The organism is Tenggerimyces flavus (assembly GCF_016907715.1).
In the GTDB taxonomy this organism is placed as follows: Bacteria; Actinomycetota; Actinomycetes; order Propionibacteriales; family Actinopolymorphaceae; genus Tenggerimyces; species Tenggerimyces flavus.
On record NZ_JAFBCM010000001.1, the window covers coordinates 7,223,791 to 7,243,312 of the forward strand.

Here is a 19,522-nt window from a genome sequence, read left to right on the forward strand (position 1 = left end):
ACTAGACGACACCCGCGCCGCGGATCTGGGCGGCGAGCCGCTCATTGACGTCGCAGTAGTCCTTGACCGCCAAGTCGCCGCCATCGGCGTACGCGGTACAGGTCGGCTCGATTCCCTCAGCACAGGGCCGCAGCGCTTCCGCGCTCGCCTGGTAGTTCGGCACGAACTGCTGGGCGAGGTCGTCGGATCCCAGCCCCCACTCGTTGGCGCGGATCGCGGCGTCGGCGGTCGCCCAGGCGGACTTGAACGCCTCACCGGCCGACCTCAGCTCGGTCATCGCGGCGCCAACGACGTGGGTGTCCATCTCGAGCCGGCCGCCACCGATGTTGATGCCCACGGCATCACTCCCCCAACGTCTTCGAGAGCTGCGTGAGCGCCGGATCGAACGCAACATCGGTCGTCTCGAGCTCGGCGTCCTCGTTCAGGAACGGCTTCACCGCGACGAAGCCCTGCCGTTCGGCGTCCTGAAGTGCCCGGCCAGCTGTCTCGACGATCGACTTGGCCAACGCCCGCGCATCCTGGGTGCGGTAGATCCGGGGATCCAGCTCCAGCCCCTTCAGCTCACCGCCGAGGCCGACTGAGACCCGTACCCAGCCGTCGTCCGACTCCGCCTGACCCTCGATCTGCTGGATCGCGGCCTGCGCTGAACGAAGCTGGGTCATGATCTCGTCGACGTCCATGGCGGCAGTTTCTGACGAACTGAGGACGTGCACCGTTGTTGACATCTTCCGGCCATCGGCCGCCGCCCTACGGAGGCGTATCCGCACCATAGAAGGATGACCGTCCTTCGAGTGGCCACCATCGCAGGAACTGTGGCCGCGGCCGTGGCATGTGTGGTCACGTCCGCCTACGGGGCACCACCGGCCGGTCTCTGCCAGAACGCCGACCCAGCACGACCGGTCGTCCGTCAGCTCCCGTGGGCGCAGCAAACGCTCGACCTGCCGCGGACGTGGCGACACAGCACCGGTGCCGGTGTCGTGGTGGCGGTCATCGACAGCGGTGTCGACTCCGACCATCCCCAGCTGCGCGCGGGCGGAAAGATCATGCCTGGAAGGAACCTCGTCGAGCCTGGCGACCTCCCCGCCACGTTCGACTGTGACTCGCACGGCACAGCGGTGGCGAGCATCGTCGCCGCCCGCGCGACCAAGGGTGTGGGGTTCCGCGGCGTCGCTCCGGACGCCGTCGTCCTGCCCGTCCGCATCGCCGAGCGCGCGGTCGTCGACGGCCAGGCCGAGCAGATCGAGCCGACCACCGTCGCTACGGCGATCCGCTACGCCACCGAACAAGGGGCGTCGGTGATCAACCTGTCGCTGTCCAGCCACCGGGACCACACCGTTATCCGCGAGGCAATCGTTTACGCCCAGTCCCAGGACGTCGTCATCGTGGCGTCGGTTGGCAACGACCAGGACGACCGCAGCACTCCCCTGCGCTCGTATCCCGCTGCCTACAAGGGAGTTCTCGGCGTTGGCGCGATCGACGCCAGCGGCGTCAGGGTGTCCAGCTCTCAGCTCGGCACCTACGTCGACCTCAGCGCGCCCGGTGGCGCGGTCGTCGGAGCGACGAGACGGGCCGGCCACACCTACTTCAGCGGGACGAGCTTCGCTACCCCGTTCGTCGCCGGAACGGCGGCGCTCGTGCGTGCGGCATACCCAGGACTCACCGCGGATCAGGTCGCCCGCAGGCTCGTCGCCACCGCGAGCCCGGCGCGAGGGGGCAGTGACGAGCTCGAGTACGGCGCCGGCGTCGTGGACCCCTACCGAGCGGTGACCGAAGACCTCGACGCCGCACCACCCGTTCCATTGCGGCCGATGGTCCGCCCGACTCCGGATCCGGTCGAACAAGCGCGAATCGCATTCCAGGAAAAGCGAATCTCCACCGCCTTCGTATCGATCTCCATCGTTCTCCTCCTCGCCACCCTCGTCCTGGTCGCCAGCGTCGTTATCCGCCGCGGCCGGCGGCAACAGTGGGTCGCGTCGCGAGCTGTCGAGCCGTCCGCCCAACGAGACAAGGACGAACCACCCGACCAACTCTTCCTCTTCCCGCCGCCGAAGGCGGAATCCTAGGGAGCCTAGGTTCCTGGCGGTCGACCTCGGCGGGCAAGCGCCGGGTTTGCCGTGCGCCTCATTAATGCATGAATTCGAGGCGATATTGTGAGACATTCTTGGTTGCGGGCGTTCGTGCGGGTTGTTTCCGGCAGGCGAACGTTCAGATAAGACCCGAAAGATGGCTGGAACCCGAATGGGCGTCCATGCATTCTCGGCTTACGTGCTTGGAATGAGCCGAGATCCGTCCCCGAGAAGGACGCGCCTTAGCTCGCGCGGATACCAGCCAAAGTCGGGGAACGGTGAGTCGTGTCTGCGCAGCGGCCGGAGGATGAGTTTGGGTTCGCTGACTGGCTTTGAGCGTTGTGGGTTGGCGGACGCTGGGCTGCCCCGTGCTGGACGACGTTCTCAGAACTGACCACGGGATCACCGATGGCGACAAGATTGTCATGGTCGCGGCGTCGCGCCACATCGCGGTGGCCAACGGATCCGAGGACGCGCTCGAGGCCTTGCCGCAGATCCAAGAGAGCGTACGGGCGGCGTTGATGTCCGATGGCGGAGACGGACGGGTCAAACTCGTCTTCGTTGGCGACGAACCGATCAGGCCGCTCGCCACCGGCAACGTCCTGTTCCCCGGATTCCTTCCACCGGAGCAGGCGTCCAGGCTCGCCGGTGTCGCCGACCTAGGTCTCCTACCGAGCCTCTCCGAAGCCTCCGACCCGACCGCCGTCGAGTTCGCCGCGGCGGGACTTCTCATGGTTCTCACGACGTCGTCCGAGTTCGCCGAGAGCGACGACCTGGCGCTACGCATCCCCCGCGGCAACCCGGACGCGCTCGCCAGCGCCGTTCACGCCGCCCTGACCGATCCAGTCGCGAGCGGGAACGGGCCGCCGCGGCACGATCCAAGGCTCTGGGACTCGACCACCTGTGGTCGCAGATCATCAAGCACTACAGCGTGATCTACCGCAGGTCCTAAGGCCCGCGGTCAGAAGCCAGCGGCCTCGGTGAAGTCCGTGTCGCTGAGTACGCGGAGCTCGTCGGAAGTGGGCATGCGTTCGAGGGTCCGCAGGCGTCGGGACTGGGACTTGCGTGCGGCTTCGAAGAGGCGGCGGGCTTCGCGGGCGTTGCCGAAGTTGGGGTCGTCGGACATCCGGGCGAAGTACTCGGTCAGCGTCGTGCCGGCGGCTGGGTCGAGCTGGTAGTCGCCCGCCTTCACCATGCGATCGGTGATGAGCAGGAGCTCGTCTGGGCTGTAGTTCTCGAACTCGATGGTCTTCGTGAAGCGTGAGGCGAGACCCGGGTTCGCGTCGAGGAACTGCCTCATCTCGCTGGTGTATCCGGCCACGATGATCGCGATCTTGTCGCGATGGTCTTCCATCAGCTTGACGAGCGTGTCGATAGCCTCCTGCCCGAAGTCCGCGCCGCTACCGGCGGAACGCGAGAGCGTGTACGCCTCGTCGATAAACAGCACGCCTCCTTTGGCCTTCTCGAACACCACCGACGTCTTCTCCGCCGTGTGCCCGATGTACTGGCCGACGAGATCGCGCCGCGACACTTCGCGAAAGTCGCCGTGTGGGAGGACGCCGAGTGCCTTCAGGAGCTTTCCGTACATCCGCGCGACGGTCGTCTTTCCCGTGCCGGGCGCGCCAGCGAAGATCAGGTGATGGCTGACCGAACCGACGTTCAGTCCGGCCTCGCGACGCCATTCGTTGACCTGGATCTCGTCGACCATCGCGCGGACCTCGGACTTCACGGCCGCGAGGCCGACCATCGTATCGAGTCCACCAAGCAGGTCGTCGACGACGCCGCGGGTGGCCGCGGGAGGAGGACCACCCTCCGCAACCTCGGTCGACGCTCCCGGCGGGATCACGATCGCTGGTTGAGCGTTGTTGGCCAAGGCGATGCCCGCGATCGAGCCGGCGCAGTCCTTGCCGAAGCGGATGGCCGGACCTCGCGTGTCGCGGACGGAGCAATCGATCAGCCGCGGCGCGCTTCGATGGGCGACCTCGATCCCCTCCAGGCCGACGCGCGAGATCGCGCAGCGCTCGAGCTCTGGGCGTCCGTACTGATAGACGTAGATGCCGCGTCCCCCACAGCCGTCGACCACGCAGTCCCGGAGGACGATATCGCTGCCGAACGCCATCACGATGCCGTCGCCGAGTACGTCCTTCACCGTGGTCTCGCTGACCGTTCCCGACACGCCCTCCAAGACGAGGCCGGTGATCTCGCCAAGGATCTGACAACGCTCGATCGCCACCATCAAGCTGCTCCGGACGAGAACGGTCGCCTCCGCGCCACCCTGGATCACGCAGTTGGACATCGTGAACGACCCGCCTTCGACGATCACACCGGAACCGTCACCGGCGCGGACCTGCAGACCGCGCAGCGTCAGATCGCCATCCCTGCTGTGCAAAACGGGCCTGTCGGCCAGAGCTCCGTCGATCACCACAGTGGCTCCCGGAAGCGCGGCGAGAGTGAGTCGACGTTCGACGAACTCGAACGTCTCCGCGTAGACGCCATCCGCGATCTCCACCACAGCATCGTCCGGGCAGTCGAGCAACGCCGCTCCGATCGTCGGATACGCGCCACGCATCCGCTCGGCCACGAGAAGTCTGCGGTCGTCGCTCGGCATCATCCAGCCCTCTCCATCAGCCAACCCTTGTCCGCGGCCTTGACCCCGGCCTGGAAGCGACTCCGCGCTCCGAGCCGGTTCATGATGTCGGCGACCGTGCGGCGAACGGTCCGAACCGAGATGCCGAGCTGAGCTGCCGCGGTGTCGTCGGTCCCACCGTTCGACAGGTGAATGAGCAATGCACGTTCGCGATCGGTGATGTCCGCGTCGTCGGGCAGCTCGACGTCGGTGAACGGAACGGCGGTGGCCCACACCCGGTCGAACAGGGCGATCGTCGCGGTGACGACACTCGGCAGGCGCATCACGATGACCGAAGCGGCCTTCCGGTCGGCGGGCAGAACGGCGAGAGACCCGTCGATGACGACAGCGTCCATGGGGGGCAGGTCGACCGTCCGGATCTTCGCACCGGCGGACGAGAGCCGGCCCAAGTACGAGCCCAGGCCCGTCGCTGTGCGTGCCCTGTCGGGGAAGACCGCGCGGTACGAGATCCCCCCGCGTAGCTGACTGGGGTCGAACTGCCGGAAGAACGTGCTGGACAAGCTCAGCGTGCTCATGACGATCACCTGTTCGCGCGCCCGGTCCAGAAGCGCGGACAAGCTCGGCTGGCCGTCCTGGCCGAGGGGTTCCTCGTAGAACTCCGACGGCTGAACCGCCTGCTGGACAACGAAGAGATTGGTCATGGCGATGGGATCCCCAGTGGTAGCGAGGCGGTGACTCCGGCGCGGTGACGTCCGTCGAGCCGCTCCAGGCGGACTCCGCGAGCAGCTCCCAGCGAGGAGAGCTCGATGGCGGCCTTCTCGAGGGCGATCCAGCTCCCGGCGGCGACCCGGAGGACTCCGCCCGCGGCCGGGCCGTCGACACGCTGACTGTGGTCGCGTCGAGCGGTGAGAGCCACCGTGGTGGCGACCGCGATGGATCCCTGCAGCAGCGCACTCACCGCGGAATCGACGGCTGTGGGTTCGAGCCGGTCCAGCCCGTGCAGCCGGAACGTCGCCTGCAGGACCGGACCCGCGGACCACGTCCGCCACGACTCGCGGAGGTCACCGCGGCCGGCGTTGACATGGGCGAGCGACGAGAGCGCACTGCGGGCGTCGTTCGCATCGACCAGCACGGGCTCCGTGGCGTGGCGGGTCAGCTCCTTCACGACCCGACGCACCGCGTTGCCGAGCACTTGTTCCACGTCGCTGTCGCGAGCGACTTCCGGGCTGCGGACTACCCGGATCACGAACCAGACCCGAGGCTCGCCGCGTCGGGTGCCGGTATGCAGCACGGTCTGAGCGACCACCCCCGTCGGCTGGTCGTCGACCGCGCGGAGCAGATCCATCGGCCCGGGCACGTGACGTACGAGGTCCGTGGTCCGCGGGCGCAGGATCATCGCGACACCGTCCTCGGTGCCCAGCACCGCGGCCGGTTCGCCTCGGACGTCGACGGAGCGGAGAATTGTTTTCCCCACAAGGGACTCGATCAACGCCTCTGCCTTGTCGTCGGAGTCCGGCAGCACCGTGCGGTGGGAACGCATCAGGTAGCGCAGCAACCACCCCACCCACTGATAGAGCCATGCGGACCGGACGCGCACGACGGACATGACGAGGGACGCCAACGCGAGCGCCAGCAGCGACCACCGAAGCGCCGTCGGTGCCTGGAGGCCGACACCAGCGGTCACGAGCGCGAGCTGCCAGACCAGCCACGGCACGAGCCGACGGCGTCCCGACGTCCCGTTCGCACGGAGCGGGACGCTCGCGTCCGGAGGAGTTCTCGGTGGGACCTCCGGGCGCGGCAGTTCGACCTGACTGGCCCCTTGCGGCTCGACGTGTCGTCCGAGGGGAACGGATAGGGGAACGGCCACCGCGTCCGCGACTGGACGAGCGAGCTGTTGGGCCTCGGGCCAGGCAGCGCGCCCGGAATGCTTTTGCGGTACGGCAGGATGTGCGATGACCGAGTGCGAAGCCGGCGGCGGTGCGGGTGCGGGACGTGGCACGGTCCACCCAGGCGGGTTGGGCGCGACGGCAGCCTGGTCGGACGGCTCCGGCGGCTGCGAGTGCGCTGGGCTGTTCATGCCACACTCGACGCCGAGGCGGTCGCGTCCAGGCGCTCACGCACGGAACGGATCTCGTTCGGCGAGTCCTCGGCGAGCATCGCCTGCCGCGCCGCGTCGACGACGAGGGCGGGCAACGCGTACCGGTTCGGGGAGACCCTCCTCAGCAGATGCTCGTTGAGCAACCGATCAAGCACCTTCTCCGCATGGTCAGTCTCGGTTCCAGCCAACGCCGCTGCCGCCACGGCCGTGATCCGCGCGTCGCGGATGAGGCAGAGCCGGCGGAAGACGAGACGGTGGTCGTCGGGAAGGCGCCAGTAGGACGTCAGGATCCGATCCACGACCTCCGCCAGCTCGATCCGCCTGCCACCCTGCTCGGCGAGCCGCACGGCCAGGTTGGACAGGGTTCTCCCCGGTTGCCGGTGGAGCCGTTCGCCGGCGACGTGGAGCGCCGCCGGGAGGTATCCACACTGCCGTGCCACGAGGTCCGCATCGGGCGGGTCCTCGAACTCGTCGCTCGCCAACAGCTTGGCGGCGGCGGCAGGTCGCAGCGGCTCGACTACCAGGCTCAACGAAGCGTCCAGGCCCGTGAGGCCGTGGCGCGACGTGACCACGACGAGCGAGCCGGCCGCGCCGGGCGCGAGCTGGCGGACCTGCTCCACGTCGACCACGTCGTCGAGGATCAGCAGGAGCCGGAGCGCGGACGTCGTGGCTCGCCAGAGCGAGGCCAGCTGGTCGACATCAGCGGAAGCGACTTCGTTCTGCGGCCGGGTCAGCCCCAAGAGCCTCCGCAACGCGTCGGCTGTGGAGACCTCGCCGCGCGATGAATGCGCCCGCAGGTCGACGTAGCGTTGCCCATCGGGATAGTCGGCGCCTAGTCGATGGCCGAGATACACGGCGAGCGCTGTCTTTCCCACGCCTGGCAGGCCTTCCAGCGTGACCAGAGTAGGCGCGGTCTTCTCTTCGCGCGCGACCTTCTCGATCGTGTCCACGGCGTCACGGCGGCCGACGAGCTGTGGCAGAACTCGCGGCAGGTCGTTCCGCGTCACCGGCTCCCGTGGGGCCGGCGCGAGGTCGACCTCGTCGACGAGAACCGCTCGATAAGCAAGGGTCAGCTCCTTGCCAGGTTCGGTTCCCAGCTCGGCGTCGAGGATCGAACACGCTTGGTGGTAAGCGAGAATCGCCTCGCTGCGCCGGCCCGCGCCATGCAGGAGACGAACGAGCGACACCCACACGCCCTCGCGGAAGGGATCGTCCGTCGACAGCTCGCGCAGCACGGTGACCGCCCCGTCGAGCCAGCCTGCCGCGATGTACGCCTCGGCGAGCCGCTCACGGACCGTCCAGTAGAGCTCGTCCGGTCCGTGCACCGTCGGTTCGCGGAACGAGGACGCCGGCCGCCCCCGCCAAAGGACGAGCGCCTTGGAGAGCAGTTCGACCGCGCGCTCCGGATCGCTATTGCCGAGAGCCGCCTGAGCCGACTCGACTGCCTCGCGGGCCTCGTCCAGGTCCAGCTCGCCAGGAAGCACGCGAATCCGGTAGTAGCCACGGCGGCTTTCGATCCGCTGGCCGGCACCGTGCTCGGCGAACAGCAGCCGGAGTCGCCAGACGTAGGTACGCATGTTCCCGTACGCGGACGGGGGCACCTCGTGGTCGTGCCAGACGGCGTCAGCGAGGTCATGCAACCGCACCCATTCGCCCGACCTGCACAACAAAGCGTCGAGGAACACCGCCATGTTTCCGTCTCCGATTGCGACGGGACTGCCGTTGTCGTCGCGGACCTCGAGTGGCCCGAGAATTGCGAACTGCACGACGCTCCCCCTTCCCAGCGGTGTTCTACTACCGTTGGCGCGCTTACGGAATCGGGCGACTCGACATACGATCCGAGAGAGCAGATGACGTTTCGATGACAGGGGTCGAACGATGCGCGTATTGGTGGTAGAGGACAACGACGATCTGCGCGTGGCCGTATCCGCGGCGCTTCGCTCCGCAGCTCTCGCGGTCGACTCCGTCGCCGACTTGACGACTGCCGACGAGGCACTTTTCGTCAACGCCTACGACTGCGTCGTGTTCGACCGGATGCTTCCAGAGGGAGACTCGATCGACTACGTCAGGGACCAGCGCCGCGTGGGCTGGAATGTTCCAGTGCTTTTTCTCACAGCGCGCGACTCACTCGCCGATCGCGTCGACGGTTTCGAGTTCGGCGGCGACGATTATGTGATGAAGCCTTTTGCGACGAGCGAGTTGACCGTTCGAGTGCTCAGCCTTTGTCGCAGGGCCGAAACAACGCGCCCCTCTATTCTTCGATTCGCGGACCTGGAGGTCGACTGTGGTCGCCGCGAGGTGCGAAGGGCGGGCGTCCTGCTCACCCTGACCGCCAAGGAGTTCGCGGTCCTCGAGCACCTCATGACCCACCCGGACACCGCGGTCTCTCGCGCCGACCTCGTCGAGCACTGCTGGGACTCCATGGCCGACCCGGCGTCGAACGTCGTGGACGTCATCATCCGACGGCTGCGCCTCAAGCTTCGCGAGCCCGAGCTCATCACGTCGGTGCGAGGCAGTGGCTACCGACTGACAGCGGCGGTATGACCGGCTCGGCTGGCGATCGGCTCCGTAGGCTTCGGTGGTCGCTGACGGCTCTGTTCACCGGCATGAACACGATCGGCCTGCTCTTCTTCGCCGGGTCCATGGTCGCGGTCGACAACCAACGCAGCGAGGAGCGGTTGGACGCCGACCTCCGTCGGGTCACCTCTTCGGTCCTTCGCCTGATCCGCTACGAGTCGGGCGCGATCGACTTCGCCGCGGTCGGCGACGATCAGTTGGACGCCGCCTGCCCCGAGTTCATGATCCTCGCGAGCAGTGACCGTCCGTTCCAAGGAAGGCCAAGCAAACGCGACTGCGTGGACGTCGACCTCACGACTCTCAACGCGTTGACACAGGAGTCCGTCCGCTCCGGGACGCGACTGGCCGGGTATGTGCGAGGGCCCGACAACGGGCTCGTCCGGGTCGGAGTCGAGCCGTTCATCGATGCCGAGGGTGGGCAGTACGCCGGGGCGGTTGTGGCCGCCAGCGACGCCGACGTCGAGCGAGATCGGCACGAGCGCGTTCTCCTGACGATCGTCGCCGGATGCATCGGACTCATCGCTAGCGTGGCTCTTGCCGGGTATGTGCTGGCGGGGCGGATGATCCGCCCGGCAACGAACGCGCTGGACCAGCAGGAGATGTTGCTGGCCGACACCGCTCACGACCTGCGCACACCCGTTGCCGCCTTGCGCGCTCTTGCCGAAGCCGCCGCGAACGACCCGACGCAGCGGACGGAGTTGCTCCCGCGCACCGTCCGGCTGGCTGCACGGATGGGCGACATCATCGACGGCCTCCTCATCCGCGCGCGGCTCGCGGCGGGTGTGGAACAGCTCGCGATCCAGCCGGTGTGGCTTGACCAACTCGTGGCCGGTGTCGTCGAGGACACCCCGTCGAACGGCGCCCGGGTGACGTTGATCGCGGCACCGACGAAGGTCGACGCCGACCCGATCCTCGTCCAACGGGCCGTGTCCAACCTGCTCGACAACGCGCTCAGGTACGGCAGGCCGGAGGACGGTACCGCGGTGGTCACGCTGACGGTGACGAACGGCCGGCTGATCGTCGCGGACCGCGGCCCTGGCGTCGACCTCGAGTCGGGTGACGTACTCGAACGGTTCACCAGTTCCGGCCGCTCCGCCGGTCTCGGACTGTCGATCGTGCGATGGGTGGCCGAGTCGCACGGCGGCACGTTGACCATCGCCAACGCCGACGAAGGTGGGGCGATCTTCGAGCTGACGCTGCCCGTTCACCGGACGTAGAGCGCGAAGAACGGCTCCATCGACACCCATTCGTCCGTCTGCTCGTAGACGAGCCAGTAGCGGTAGACGCCGGCGCCGAGCGGCTGCGTCACCACCTCGAAGTCTTGCGAAGTCGTGCCCACGACATAGCTGGGTGGACCTTGGAGGTCGCGCGTCTGTCCAGCGGGATCCTGGAGGCGCACAGCGATGCGGCGGAGGGTCATCGCCCGATCTGCCGAGATCTGCACGTGCAGGGTGACTCGTTCGCCGGCTGACGGCACCTCGGGCGTGGCGTCGATGCGTCCAACGATCAGCGGAATGGCGCCAGCGATATCACTCTCAGGAACGGCGATGAGCTTGGGCTGCGTTAGCTGATAGCCAACGAACACCAGGCAAGCTAGCGTCACGACGATTAGCGCTCCGCGAAGGACTCGACCTCGCACCCTCCAAAGGGTAGGTGCGCGCTGTCCAGAAAGGGTCCACTGTTCGCAGCAATCGTGGATCCCATGGAGACAGCACCTACCTACCATTGCCTCCGTGATGCGCACGATTCGTTCTCTTCGCGACCTCTTTCGAGACAATCACTCCGGCATTTTTGAGAATAGGTGGGCAGGGCTCGCAATATCAGTGGCGGGAGGCCTCGCACTCACGTCCATTGTGGTCGTGGGCGTGGAGACGTTTTCACCGGAGCGGGAGACCGTCCAATCCGGTCACTGGACCTACAACTCCACGCTGGGCGCCGCCTTCCATGTGAACGGTGGATCCAAGTCGATCGACGCCGAGATCGCGGTGCCCGGCGTCGAGCCTGGGAGTCGAATCGTCCAGTCGGACGAGAGCGGTTACATCCTCGGGAAAGGACGTGTCTACGAGTTCGGGAAGTCCGATCTCGCTGTCGCGGATCCCGTCGAGGTGCGGACGAACGAATGGCCGCTGGGACTGGAGGCCGGCAGCGTCGCGTACGCGGCCCACCTTCGGGCCGGACTCGTCACGCGGTTCGGTGAGCGGCGGACCACCGTCGAGGTGGGCGGACAGATCGGTGAACCCGTCGTGACCGCCGAGGGGACGCTGTGGCTGCATCGCCACGGTACGGGACAGCTCTGCAATCTCCCCCTCCACGCCGAACGACTCTCCTGCCCGGCGCGCGTCGCCTCAGGACACCAGGGAGCGTTGACGATGGCGTCGGGAAGGCCTGTGTTCGTCGACCTCACGTCGGCGACGATGTCGTTGGTCAGCGCGGAGGGGTTCGGTCCGCGGCGCCCGCTCGGCCAGGTCTCCGTTTCGGAGACGTCGATCCTGGCGCGAGCGGCGGTCGGCGAGCGACTCGCGATCCTGGAGACCCAGCGGGATGAGCTGAACCTCATCGATGTGGCCGGCCTGTTCGGCACCCGTCCGCCCGCGCCGCCGATCACGACGCAGGTTCGGCCAGGCAACTACCAACGCATGGAGTCGTCCGGCACGGTGCTCGCGTTGATCGACGAGGCGACGAACACGTTGGTCACGCTCGACCGCGAAGGTCGCCAGGTCGCCACGGCGGTGATTCCGGTCGACCCGCAAGCGTCTGCGGAGGTCCGGCCACCCGCGGTCGTGGTGGGCGAGGACTCCCGGCTCTACGTGGACAGCAGCACGGGCGACCACGTCCTCGTCGTCGATCCCGAAGGCCGGATCATCGGAGTAGGTGTCACCCGTCCGCCCGCGAGCACCCCTCGGCCGACCAAGTCCGTGGCTGCAGTGAGCGACCCGGCGCCCCCGAAGGAACCGGTGGTCGAACCGACGCGGGAGCCCGCGCCCGAGCGATCGAGAAGGCCACGGCCAAGGAACCCCGAACCGAGAAGCCCCGAGCCGGAACCCCAACCCACCAAGGCACCCCAGCCGCCGCCATCTCCGTCGGCACCACCGCCTCCGGCGCCGAAGCCCACAGCCTCGAAGCCTGGCGCGCCCGGCAACGTCGCGGCGCGGGCGTCCGGTAGCTCCGCCACCGTCACGTGGCGCGCCGCTCCTGCCCACGGCGCGCCGGTCACCTCGTACCTCGTCTCCTGGTCGGGTGGCAGCGCGACCCTCGCCGGCGGTGCCCGGAGCACGACGGTCGAGGGGCTCGCGAGCGGGAGGGAGTACGTCTTCTCCGTCCGGGCTCGAAACCGCGTCGGCATCGGTCCTGAGGCTCGATCGGGCCGCGTCGTGACTCCGGATGGCGTTCCGGGCAAGCCACGGAATCTGGTCGCGGTGCCAGGCGAGAAGCGGGTCGATCTCTACTGGGAGCGTCCCGCGCTGAACGGTGGCGAGTTCCTTCGCTACGAGGTCGCGATGGTCGTCGAGCCGTGGGACGTTCGGCTGGAGGACACGACGACAGAGCGGCACAAGACCTGGACGGGCCTCGGCAAGAGCGACGACGCGCGGTTCCGCTTCTCCGTCAGAGCCGTGACGAGGGCACCGGACGGACATATCCGGACGGGGCCGCCCGCCGAGGTCTACGGCCAGCCGAGCTCGTGACGAGGCGTTCTGGTCCGGCGGCGCCAGGGCGAGTCCGTCGCCGGACCAGAACTTGACGAATGTCTTCGCGGTCAACCGTGACAGGTCGCACCGCGGATGGGGTGCGGTTGGCTCACCAAGACGTGGCGACCGTCGGTCGCCTGGACCTGGAAGCAGTAGCTGAGGGCAGGGTCGACCGGTAGGTCGATCGAGGTGTTGCGTTGGACGAAATGGACGTCGGGACTTTTCCGACCTTGCTCGGCGACGACCACCGCGTAGTCGTACTTCCCCAGCCGATTCCAACTCAGCCGTACGGTGGTGCGCCGGTCCACCACGGTCACTCCTCCGACGCCGGTCGTCGGCCGGACGGTCGGGCTTGGCACCGCTGGCTTCACCTTGGGGGCAACGGTGGTCGACGTCGGCAGCACGGGCAAGGGGCTGGTCGCCTCACTCGGTGGAGGGCCAATCGCGACCGGAACGAACGCTGCCGCGGCTCCGGCGACTATCGCGCCGGCGAAGGCGATCGCCACCGGCGCGTACCGGAGCCGAGCCGCACCTTTGCGAACAGGCGGCGGAACCGTCAGCACAGCTTGGGGTCGGTCCAACACAGCGCCGAGGAAGTCGTCGAACTCGTGCCTGACCGGGCGAGACGGTGGCGCGTTTCGCCACCTGGTGAGCAGCTCGGCGACCGCCGTCGCGTCACCGGGGCGCCGAGCCGGATCCTTCTCGAGGAGCTGCGCCACCAACGGACCGAGCCCGGGCGGCGCGTCAGTCCGGACGAGGGGCGGGGCCGGAACGCCTATCACTCGCCGAACGTGCTGGTCGAGCGGCTCTCCACGCAGCGGCGGAAACGGCGGCCTCCCGGTCAGGCAGGCGTGGAGCAAGCAGCCAAGCCCGTACAGGTCCGACGGCGGCCCGAGCGATCCTCCGCTCAGTCGTTCCGGCGCCGCGTACGCGGCGTCGACGCGGAGGTTGCGCGGGAAGTGCCGCCGCAGCACCAGGCCGAAGTCGGAAAGCATCACGCGGCCGCCGGCGCCGATGAGCACGTTGGACGGCGTCAGCCCGCCGTGCGCCAGCCCAGCGCGGTGGGCGTCGGCGAGTACGAGGGCGACGGCTTCGGCGATGCCCAGGATCTCGTGGATCGGCAGCGGCCCGGCCGCGACGAGCTCGGCGAGCGAGCGATCGCAGCGGTCCATCACCAGACCCCATCGACCATCGGGCCACCTCGCCACGGCGTTCGCTCGGACGATCGACGGAGCGGTCGGGAGCTCGGCGACAGCGGACTGCTCGCCCTGGAACGCCGCCTCGGTGGTCGGATCCGGTGCTTGGGAGTAGACCTTGACGACTGCCGTACCTTCACCGTCTGGACCGGTCAGGTCGTAGACCTGGGCGGCAGGTCCGTACCCACGCAAGGCCAACGCGGCCTCGGAGATGGCTCCGGTCGTGGGCAGCACTCCTGCACTGTGCACCGTTGCGAGCCGGGTGGACCGCACGTGTCAGCATCCTGCCGCGACCCGTCCGATCGTCCGCCTGCGGCCATTCTGAGATCACGATCTGCGGAACGAGAGGGCTGAGGATGAGAACGAGCGGCCTGGTCCGCGTGACCATCGCCGCGCCGAGACGGCGCATCGACATGGCCTTGCCCGAGGGGTCCCTCGTTGCGGAGCTGCTGCCCAGCCTGCTCCGGCACGCGGGCGAAGGCCTGGCGGACGAGACCGCGGGTGGCGGCGGCTGGACCCTGCGGCGGATCGACGGTGGCGCCCTCGCGCTCGAACGGTCGCTCGGTTCGTACCGGCTCCGGGACGGCGAGATCCTCTATCTCGCGCCGCGGTCGATCGAGTGGCCGGAGCTCGAGTACGACGACGTGGTCGAGGCCATCGCTACGAGCGCGGGCGGGGTTGCCAGCATGTGGTCGGCGCGGCACACACGCTTCGCCGGGCTGACGTTCGGTGCCGTCTCGGTGCTGCTCATCTTGACCGCGCTCGTCGGGACGGGGCCGCCGTGGACCCGCGCGGCCTTGTGGTCCTGGGGAATCGCGGCCCTGCTGCTGATCGTCGGAACCGTCGTGTCTCGAGCCGCCGGCGACTCGTCCGCGGGCGCCGTCCTCGGAGCGACGGCGTTGCCGTTCGCGGCGGCGGGTGGCGTGTTCCTCCTCACCGACCGGAACCTGTTCGACCTGGGCGTTCCCCAGCTGCTCATCGCTTCGGTGGCGGTCGTGCTCGCGGGAGTGTTCGGGCTGCTCGGCGTCTCCGACCGGCCGGCCCTGTTCTTCGGCGCGCTCTTCACCGGAATGCTCGGCATCGGCGCGGGCTGGCTCACGACGAGCGACGCGATGGAGCCGTACGAGGTCGCGGCGATCGTCGTCGGCGCACTGCTCATCTTTTCGCCCGGTCTCGGGCGGCTGTCGGTGTCGATGGGCAGGGTGCCGATGCCGATGCTCCCGCGAACCACCGCGGACCTCGTACGCGATGATCCGCAGCCGCCCCGTTCGACGATCCACCACGCCGTCCTCCGAGCCGACGCCATGCTCAGCGGAATGCTGCTCGGCACGTGCGTCGTCGCGACCGTCGGGCTCGTCGTAGTGGTCGGCAGCGGACAGTCGGCGACCGGGTGGTACGCCGCCGTGCTCGCCGCCGGCTTCCTGCTGCGCGCGCGGCTCTATCCAGCGGTGCGACACCGCGTTCCGATCCTCGTGATCGGCGCCGTCGGCGCGGCGTGCCTGCTCGTCGGCACGATGGCCTCGCGGCCGACGATGTTTCTCCTGGTCGTCGCCGTACTGCTCGCGATCGCCGGACTCGCCGTACTGGCGGGGCTCCTGCTCAGTGCCCGGCCGATGAGCCCGTACCTTGGGCGGTACGCGGAGCTCCTCGAGCTCGGCGTCGTCATCGCCGTGGTCCCGCTGTGCTGCTCCGTGCTCGGGCTCTACGCCGTGTTCCGCGGGCTGGGCGGCTGACATGGCGACGAAGCGCGACCAGCTGCAGTCGTACCAGTTCCTCGTCCAACGGCTCGTGACCGCGCTGGTCACGCGGGAGACCGACCCTGAGCAGGCACCGTTCCGCCGCGCCACGATGGGGGCGATCGGAAGCATCGTCCTCGCCGTGCTCGTGCTCACCGGCTTCGGCGTGTACGGGCTGATCGTCCCAGGAGGCAAGGATTCTTGGCGAAGCGGCGACGTCGTCATCGTGGAGAAGGAGACGGGCACGCGGTACGTCTACGTGGCGGGTCGTCTGCATCCGGTCGCCAACTACGTGTCCGCGCTCCTCGTGCTTCAGCGGTACGCCCCGATCCGCTCGGTGTCCCGCCGCTCGCTCGTGGACGTTCCGCGCGGCGCCCGCATCGGGATCCCGGATGCGCCCGACTCGCTCCCCGATCGGCGCCAGCTGCTGGCGGGAAGCTGGTCGATGTGCTCGCAACCGGTTGTCGACTACACCGGCGCGGAGGTCGACGAATCCGTCCTGATGGTCGGCCAGGAACCTGCCAGTGGCCAACGGCTCGGCGACTCCGCCCTGCTGGTCGCGGTGCCGGAGACCGGCGAGGAGTACCTGCTCTGGCGCGGGTTCAGGCACCGGATCCGCGCCGTGGACAAGGTGGTCGTGAGCCTCGCCCTCCAGTCGGAGCCATGGGCGCGGATCGGAGTCGAGCTGATCAGCGCGCTGCCCGAAGGCGCACCGCTCACGCCAGTGGCGTTGCCCGACCTCGGTGCCACGTCGAGCGCGGTCGAGGAACGTTCGGATCTTCGCATCGGCCAGCTCATGCTGCTCGAGACCGCGGGCGGTTTTCGCCAGTACTACCTCGTCGAGGCGTCCCGGCTCCGGCCCATCAGCGCGCTGCAGTACGACATCCAGGTGGCCTTCCCCGAGTCGGCCCAGGCGTACGACGGCGAGCAACCCGTGGCGCTCCCCCTCGACACGGTCGACGCGGCACAGAGCAGGCAGGGACCCAAGGTGGCAACGACGCCGGGCGCGCCACCGCTCGTTCGGCCGGCCTTCCTCGGCGCGCGCGAGACAGGCTCCACGCTGTGTGCCACGTTCGCTCCCGCGCAACCCGTACCCACCTTGACGGTGGATGCGGCGCTCCCCGCGCGAGATCCGATGACGTCGACGGCGGGCCGCACGATCCGTGGCACGCCACTCGCCGACCGCGTCGTGGTCCCGCCCGGCCGGGCAGCCTTGGTCGAATCCATGCCGAGTCTCAACGCTCCCGCGGGAGCGTTGAGTGTGGTGACCGACCTCGGCGTCCAGCACCCCCTGGCGGGACCTGGCGTGCTGGCGACGCTCGGCTTCGACGGCGTGACGCCCGTCCGGATGCCGGCGAGCTTGGTCGCTCGCATCCCCGCGGCCAGAGGTTTGGACCCCGCCGCGGCGATGCGGCAGGTCACGGATTGAGGGCAGGAGAAGACGGCCTTCCACTTTCAGCAGGGGGTCGGGAAGGCCGTCTCTCCCATCCTCGTGAGGATGGTCACCTCTACTCGCCGGCCTCTTGGTCAGGGAGGAGTACCGGCGAGGGAGGCGCCTTCGCCCGCGCGGCCTTGGGCCGTGCCGATCGGGCAAAGTCTCGTCAGACTGCGGTCTGCCTGTTCCGCTGCGGTTGCGAGGTCACGTCCCACAGCTCTTCGTCGAGCAGTCGCAGGGTTTCGGGCTCCGGAGCTTCACGCTCACGACGACGGGCCGTCTGCTGGGATGCGGCTGCCACCGAGCCGAAGCCGTTCGACTCGGTTCCATCAACCCGCCCACGCAGTCTCACCGGCACGCCGGGGAACGTCGCGGGTGGACGGCGGATCTGCTTGGCGCGTTCGGCATTCCCAGGCTTCGGCTTCTCTCCGCCCTGGCCCGGTGCCATCGGCGGCATCATCGGCGGCGGAACAGCGGAACCAGCCGCGGATCCCGCGGTCGCTGCTCCCGTTGCCATCCCCGCGGCTGCCGTTCCGGGGATGGCTGTACCAGGGATGTTGCCCGCGGTCGGTCCCACCGTGGCCCGTGCGACGACTCCTCGTCCGGGCTGGGTCGAGCCCGCGGCCGCGTCGACCGCGCCAGATCCACCGGGGATTCCCGGAAGGCCCCCAACTCCGCCAGCGCCGCCGATAGCGGGCAGCCGGAAGCCACCTTGACCACCACGCGCCGCCCGACCACCGAGTGTCCCCGGAGCCGGCGGAGGGACGATCGGTCCGCCCGGGTCGGGAATGCTTCGCGGGATGTACGGGCCGGTCGGAACCTGCGGCAGCCTCGGTCTCGGCTGGGGAGGCGGCATGCCCGTCCAAGGCGGAGGTGGGCCAGGGAACGTCGGCGCCCCCGGAACCGTCGGCCCCCCGGGAACGGTCGGAATCCCAGGCACAGTGGGCAGTGGCGGGGCAGGAACGGGCGCACCATCCAGCACGGGATCGCTCCCGCCGAAGCCGCCAGCGCCGGGCAAACCCGGGGCGGCGGACGGGCTACCCAGGCTCCCAGGGCTCGCCGCGTAGCTCGCGGGCAGCGCCCCGCCGTAAGGTTCGCTCCCAGCAAGAGCGGCTGTCTCGCTGTCCAGTCCGTCGAAGGAGCCGGACGTTCCGCCGCCACCAGGTGCTCCGCCCCTGCCACCGGCACCCGGCGAGGTCCCGTCAGCTGGCGGAACGGCGGCGGCCGGATCGCCGCCCTCCGGGCCGTACCACGTGGTCGTCGGGGTGGCCTTCGTTAGCTCGGCCGTCGCGTTCTGGAAGCTCTGCGCGAGGGCGTTCATCGCCGCGCCACCGTCACGTTGGATCGCGCCTTTGCGGTACCAGGCGTGCAGCCGCGCCGCGATCAAGGTGGGGGTGACGGGGAGTTCCCCGTCGTACACCTCCAACGCGACACGCTCGGCGTCGAGTGCGGAGATGACCCGCTCAGTGTCGATGATCTGCTGACGCAGCGGCCCGAGGACGATCGCGACGTCGGGGGCAGTCACCCACGGCTTCAGCGACTTGAGGCTTTCCGCCACACCCGCTTGCAGTGCCTTGCCACCATCGTCCGTCCACTGGTTCGCCAGACCACCGGCCTCCGTTTGCAGGCTCGCCTCGGCCAGGCTGAACTCGTTTCGGATCGCGAGCCATTGGTCGATGATCATCTGGTATGACCCGCTGTTCGCGAGCTCCGTCCGTACGAGTGCGAGCTGCTGCTCGATGGTCAGCGCCGCGTAGTCCATCTCACGCCCCTCCACCCTGGAACGAGCTCAAGATCGCCGCGGTGTTCCGACCATCCGTCGTCAGGATGTCGTCATGGCACTCCAAGACCTTGGCCTTGTAGCCCTGGAATCCCGCGTCGACCTTGCCCAGGCAAGCCACACCGTCGGCGACCAGCTTGTCTCCAGCCATCCAGAGATAGGAAGACTCCCCCATCCCGCACATGCCAGGCATGGCGTCGCCCGGTGTCGCGACTCGGGGGTTGGGATTGGTCAAACGCTGCGCGAACGTGACCAGGTCCTCGGTCACGACATTCAAGTTCTCAGCCATGTCCACTCCGACGGGTTTCGAAGTTCATAACAGCTCCGGCCGTCAGCAAACCATCGGAAAAGGCGCGCAACC

At 68.6% G+C, this 19,522-nt stretch carries 17 protein-coding genes; 7 read left to right on the forward strand and 10 right to left on the reverse strand.

The window, feature by feature from the left end; translation table 11 throughout:
- Window position 1 precedes the first annotated feature (1 nt).
- On the reverse strand, window positions 2–337 hold the full coding sequence (locus tag JOD67_RS33610; protein ID WP_205121711.1) for a hypothetical protein: 336 nt from the start codon (window positions 335–337) through the stop codon (window positions 2–4).
- A gap of 4 nt (window positions 338–341) precedes the next feature.
- Window positions 342–680, reverse strand: coding sequence for a YbaB/EbfC family nucleoid-associated protein (locus JOD67_RS33615; protein ID WP_205121712.1), 339 nt, complete (start codon window positions 678–680; stop codon window positions 342–344).
- Between the two features lie 96 nt (window positions 681–776).
- Here JOD67_RS33615 and mycP point away from each other — a divergent pair, with 96 nt between their 5' ends.
- Entirely contained in the window at window positions 777–2,063 is a 1,287-nt protein-coding gene (mycP, locus tag JOD67_RS33620; protein ID WP_205121713.1) for a type VII secretion-associated serine protease mycosin, read from the forward strand.
- 344 nt (window positions 2,064–2,407) lie between these two features.
- Window positions 2,408–3,001 carry a glycosyltransferase gene (locus JOD67_RS33625; protein WP_307782757.1) on the forward strand — a complete coding sequence of 198 codons (594 nt, stop codon included), beginning with the start codon at window positions 2,408–2,410 and terminating at the stop codon, window positions 2,999–3,001.
- Between the two features lie 26 nt (window positions 3,002–3,027).
- Here JOD67_RS33625 and JOD67_RS33630 read toward each other — a convergent pair whose 3' ends face one another.
- From JOD67_RS33630 to JOD67_RS33645, 4 genes are all read right to left on the reverse strand, one after another.
- Window positions 3,028–4,674, reverse strand: coding sequence for an AAA family ATPase (locus tag JOD67_RS33630; RefSeq protein ID WP_239554160.1), 1,647 nt, complete (start codon window positions 4,672–4,674; stop codon window positions 3,028–3,030).
- Entirely contained in the window at window positions 4,674–5,354 is a 681-nt protein-coding gene (locus JOD67_RS33635; protein WP_205121715.1) for a helix-turn-helix transcriptional regulator, read from the reverse strand. Before JOD67_RS33635 ends, JOD67_RS33630 begins: the two co-directional genes overlap by 1 nt.
- Window positions 5,351–6,367, reverse strand: a complete 1,017-nt coding sequence (locus JOD67_RS33640) for a type VII secretion protein EccE (RefSeq protein WP_205121716.1) — start codon at window positions 6,365–6,367, stop codon at window positions 5,351–5,353. The genes JOD67_RS33635 and JOD67_RS33640 overlap by 4 nt, the downstream gene beginning before the upstream one ends.
- Window positions 6,368–6,726: 359 nt before the next feature.
- Complete coding sequence (locus JOD67_RS33645; protein ID WP_205121717.1) at window positions 6,727–8,517, reverse strand: AfsR/SARP family transcriptional regulator; 1,791 nt, start codon at window positions 8,515–8,517, stop codon at window positions 6,727–6,729.
- A gap of 112 nt (window positions 8,518–8,629) precedes the next feature.
- Between JOD67_RS33645 and JOD67_RS33650 the strand changes: the two genes are divergently transcribed.
- The gene (locus tag JOD67_RS33650; protein WP_205121718.1) at window positions 8,630–9,295 is read left to right on the forward strand and encodes a response regulator transcription factor; all 666 of its coding nucleotides are present in this window, start codon (window positions 8,630–8,632) and stop codon (window positions 9,293–9,295) included.
- A 62-nt stretch (window positions 9,296–9,357) separates the two neighbouring features.
- Window positions 9,358–10,545 (forward strand): sensor histidine kinase, encoded by a 1,188-nt coding sequence (locus tag JOD67_RS33655; protein ID WP_239554161.1) that lies wholly within the window; start codon window positions 9,358–9,360, stop codon window positions 10,543–10,545.
- Here the strand turns inward: JOD67_RS33655 and JOD67_RS33660 are convergent.
- On the reverse strand, window positions 10,533–10,931 hold the full coding sequence (locus JOD67_RS33660) for a hypothetical protein (RefSeq protein ID WP_205121720.1): 399 nt from the start codon (window positions 10,929–10,931) through the stop codon (window positions 10,533–10,535). The genes JOD67_RS33655 and JOD67_RS33660 overlap by 13 nt on opposite strands.
- A 262-nt stretch (window positions 10,932–11,193) precedes the next feature.
- Here JOD67_RS33660 and JOD67_RS42205 point away from each other — a divergent pair, with 262 nt between their 5' ends.
- Window positions 11,194–13,011 carry a fibronectin type III domain-containing protein gene (locus JOD67_RS42205; protein WP_205121721.1) on the forward strand — a complete coding sequence of 606 codons (1,818 nt, stop codon included), beginning with the start codon at window positions 11,194–11,196 and terminating at the stop codon, window positions 13,009–13,011.
- 71 nt (window positions 13,012–13,082) lie between these two features.
- Here JOD67_RS42205 and JOD67_RS33670 read toward each other — a convergent pair whose 3' ends face one another.
- Complete coding sequence (locus JOD67_RS33670; protein WP_205121722.1) at window positions 13,083–14,483, reverse strand: serine/threonine-protein kinase; 1,401 nt, start codon at window positions 14,481–14,483, stop codon at window positions 13,083–13,085.
- 83 nt (window positions 14,484–14,566) lie between these two features.
- Between JOD67_RS33670 and eccD the strand changes: the two genes are divergently transcribed.
- On the forward strand, window positions 14,567–15,943 hold the full coding sequence (gene eccD / locus JOD67_RS33675) for a type VII secretion integral membrane protein EccD (RefSeq protein WP_205121723.1): 1,377 nt from the start codon (window positions 14,567–14,569) through the stop codon (window positions 15,941–15,943).
- A 1-nt stretch (window position 15,944) separates the two neighbouring features.
- Window positions 15,945–17,375: a type VII secretion protein EccB gene (eccB, locus tag JOD67_RS33680; RefSeq protein WP_205121724.1), complete on the forward strand. Its 1,431-nt coding sequence runs from the start codon at window positions 15,945–15,947 to the stop codon at window positions 17,373–17,375.
- Between the two features lie 172 nt (window positions 17,376–17,547).
- Here the strand turns inward: eccB and JOD67_RS33685 are convergent, their stop codons facing one another.
- Window positions 17,548–19,143, reverse strand: coding sequence for a hypothetical protein (locus JOD67_RS33685; protein WP_205121725.1), 1,596 nt, complete (start codon window positions 19,141–19,143; stop codon window positions 17,548–17,550).
- Between the two features lies 1 nt (window position 19,144).
- Window positions 19,145–19,429, reverse strand: a complete 285-nt coding sequence (locus JOD67_RS33690; RefSeq protein ID WP_205121726.1) for a hypothetical protein — start codon at window positions 19,427–19,429, stop codon at window positions 19,145–19,147.
- Window positions 19,430–19,522: the final 93 nt, after the last annotated feature.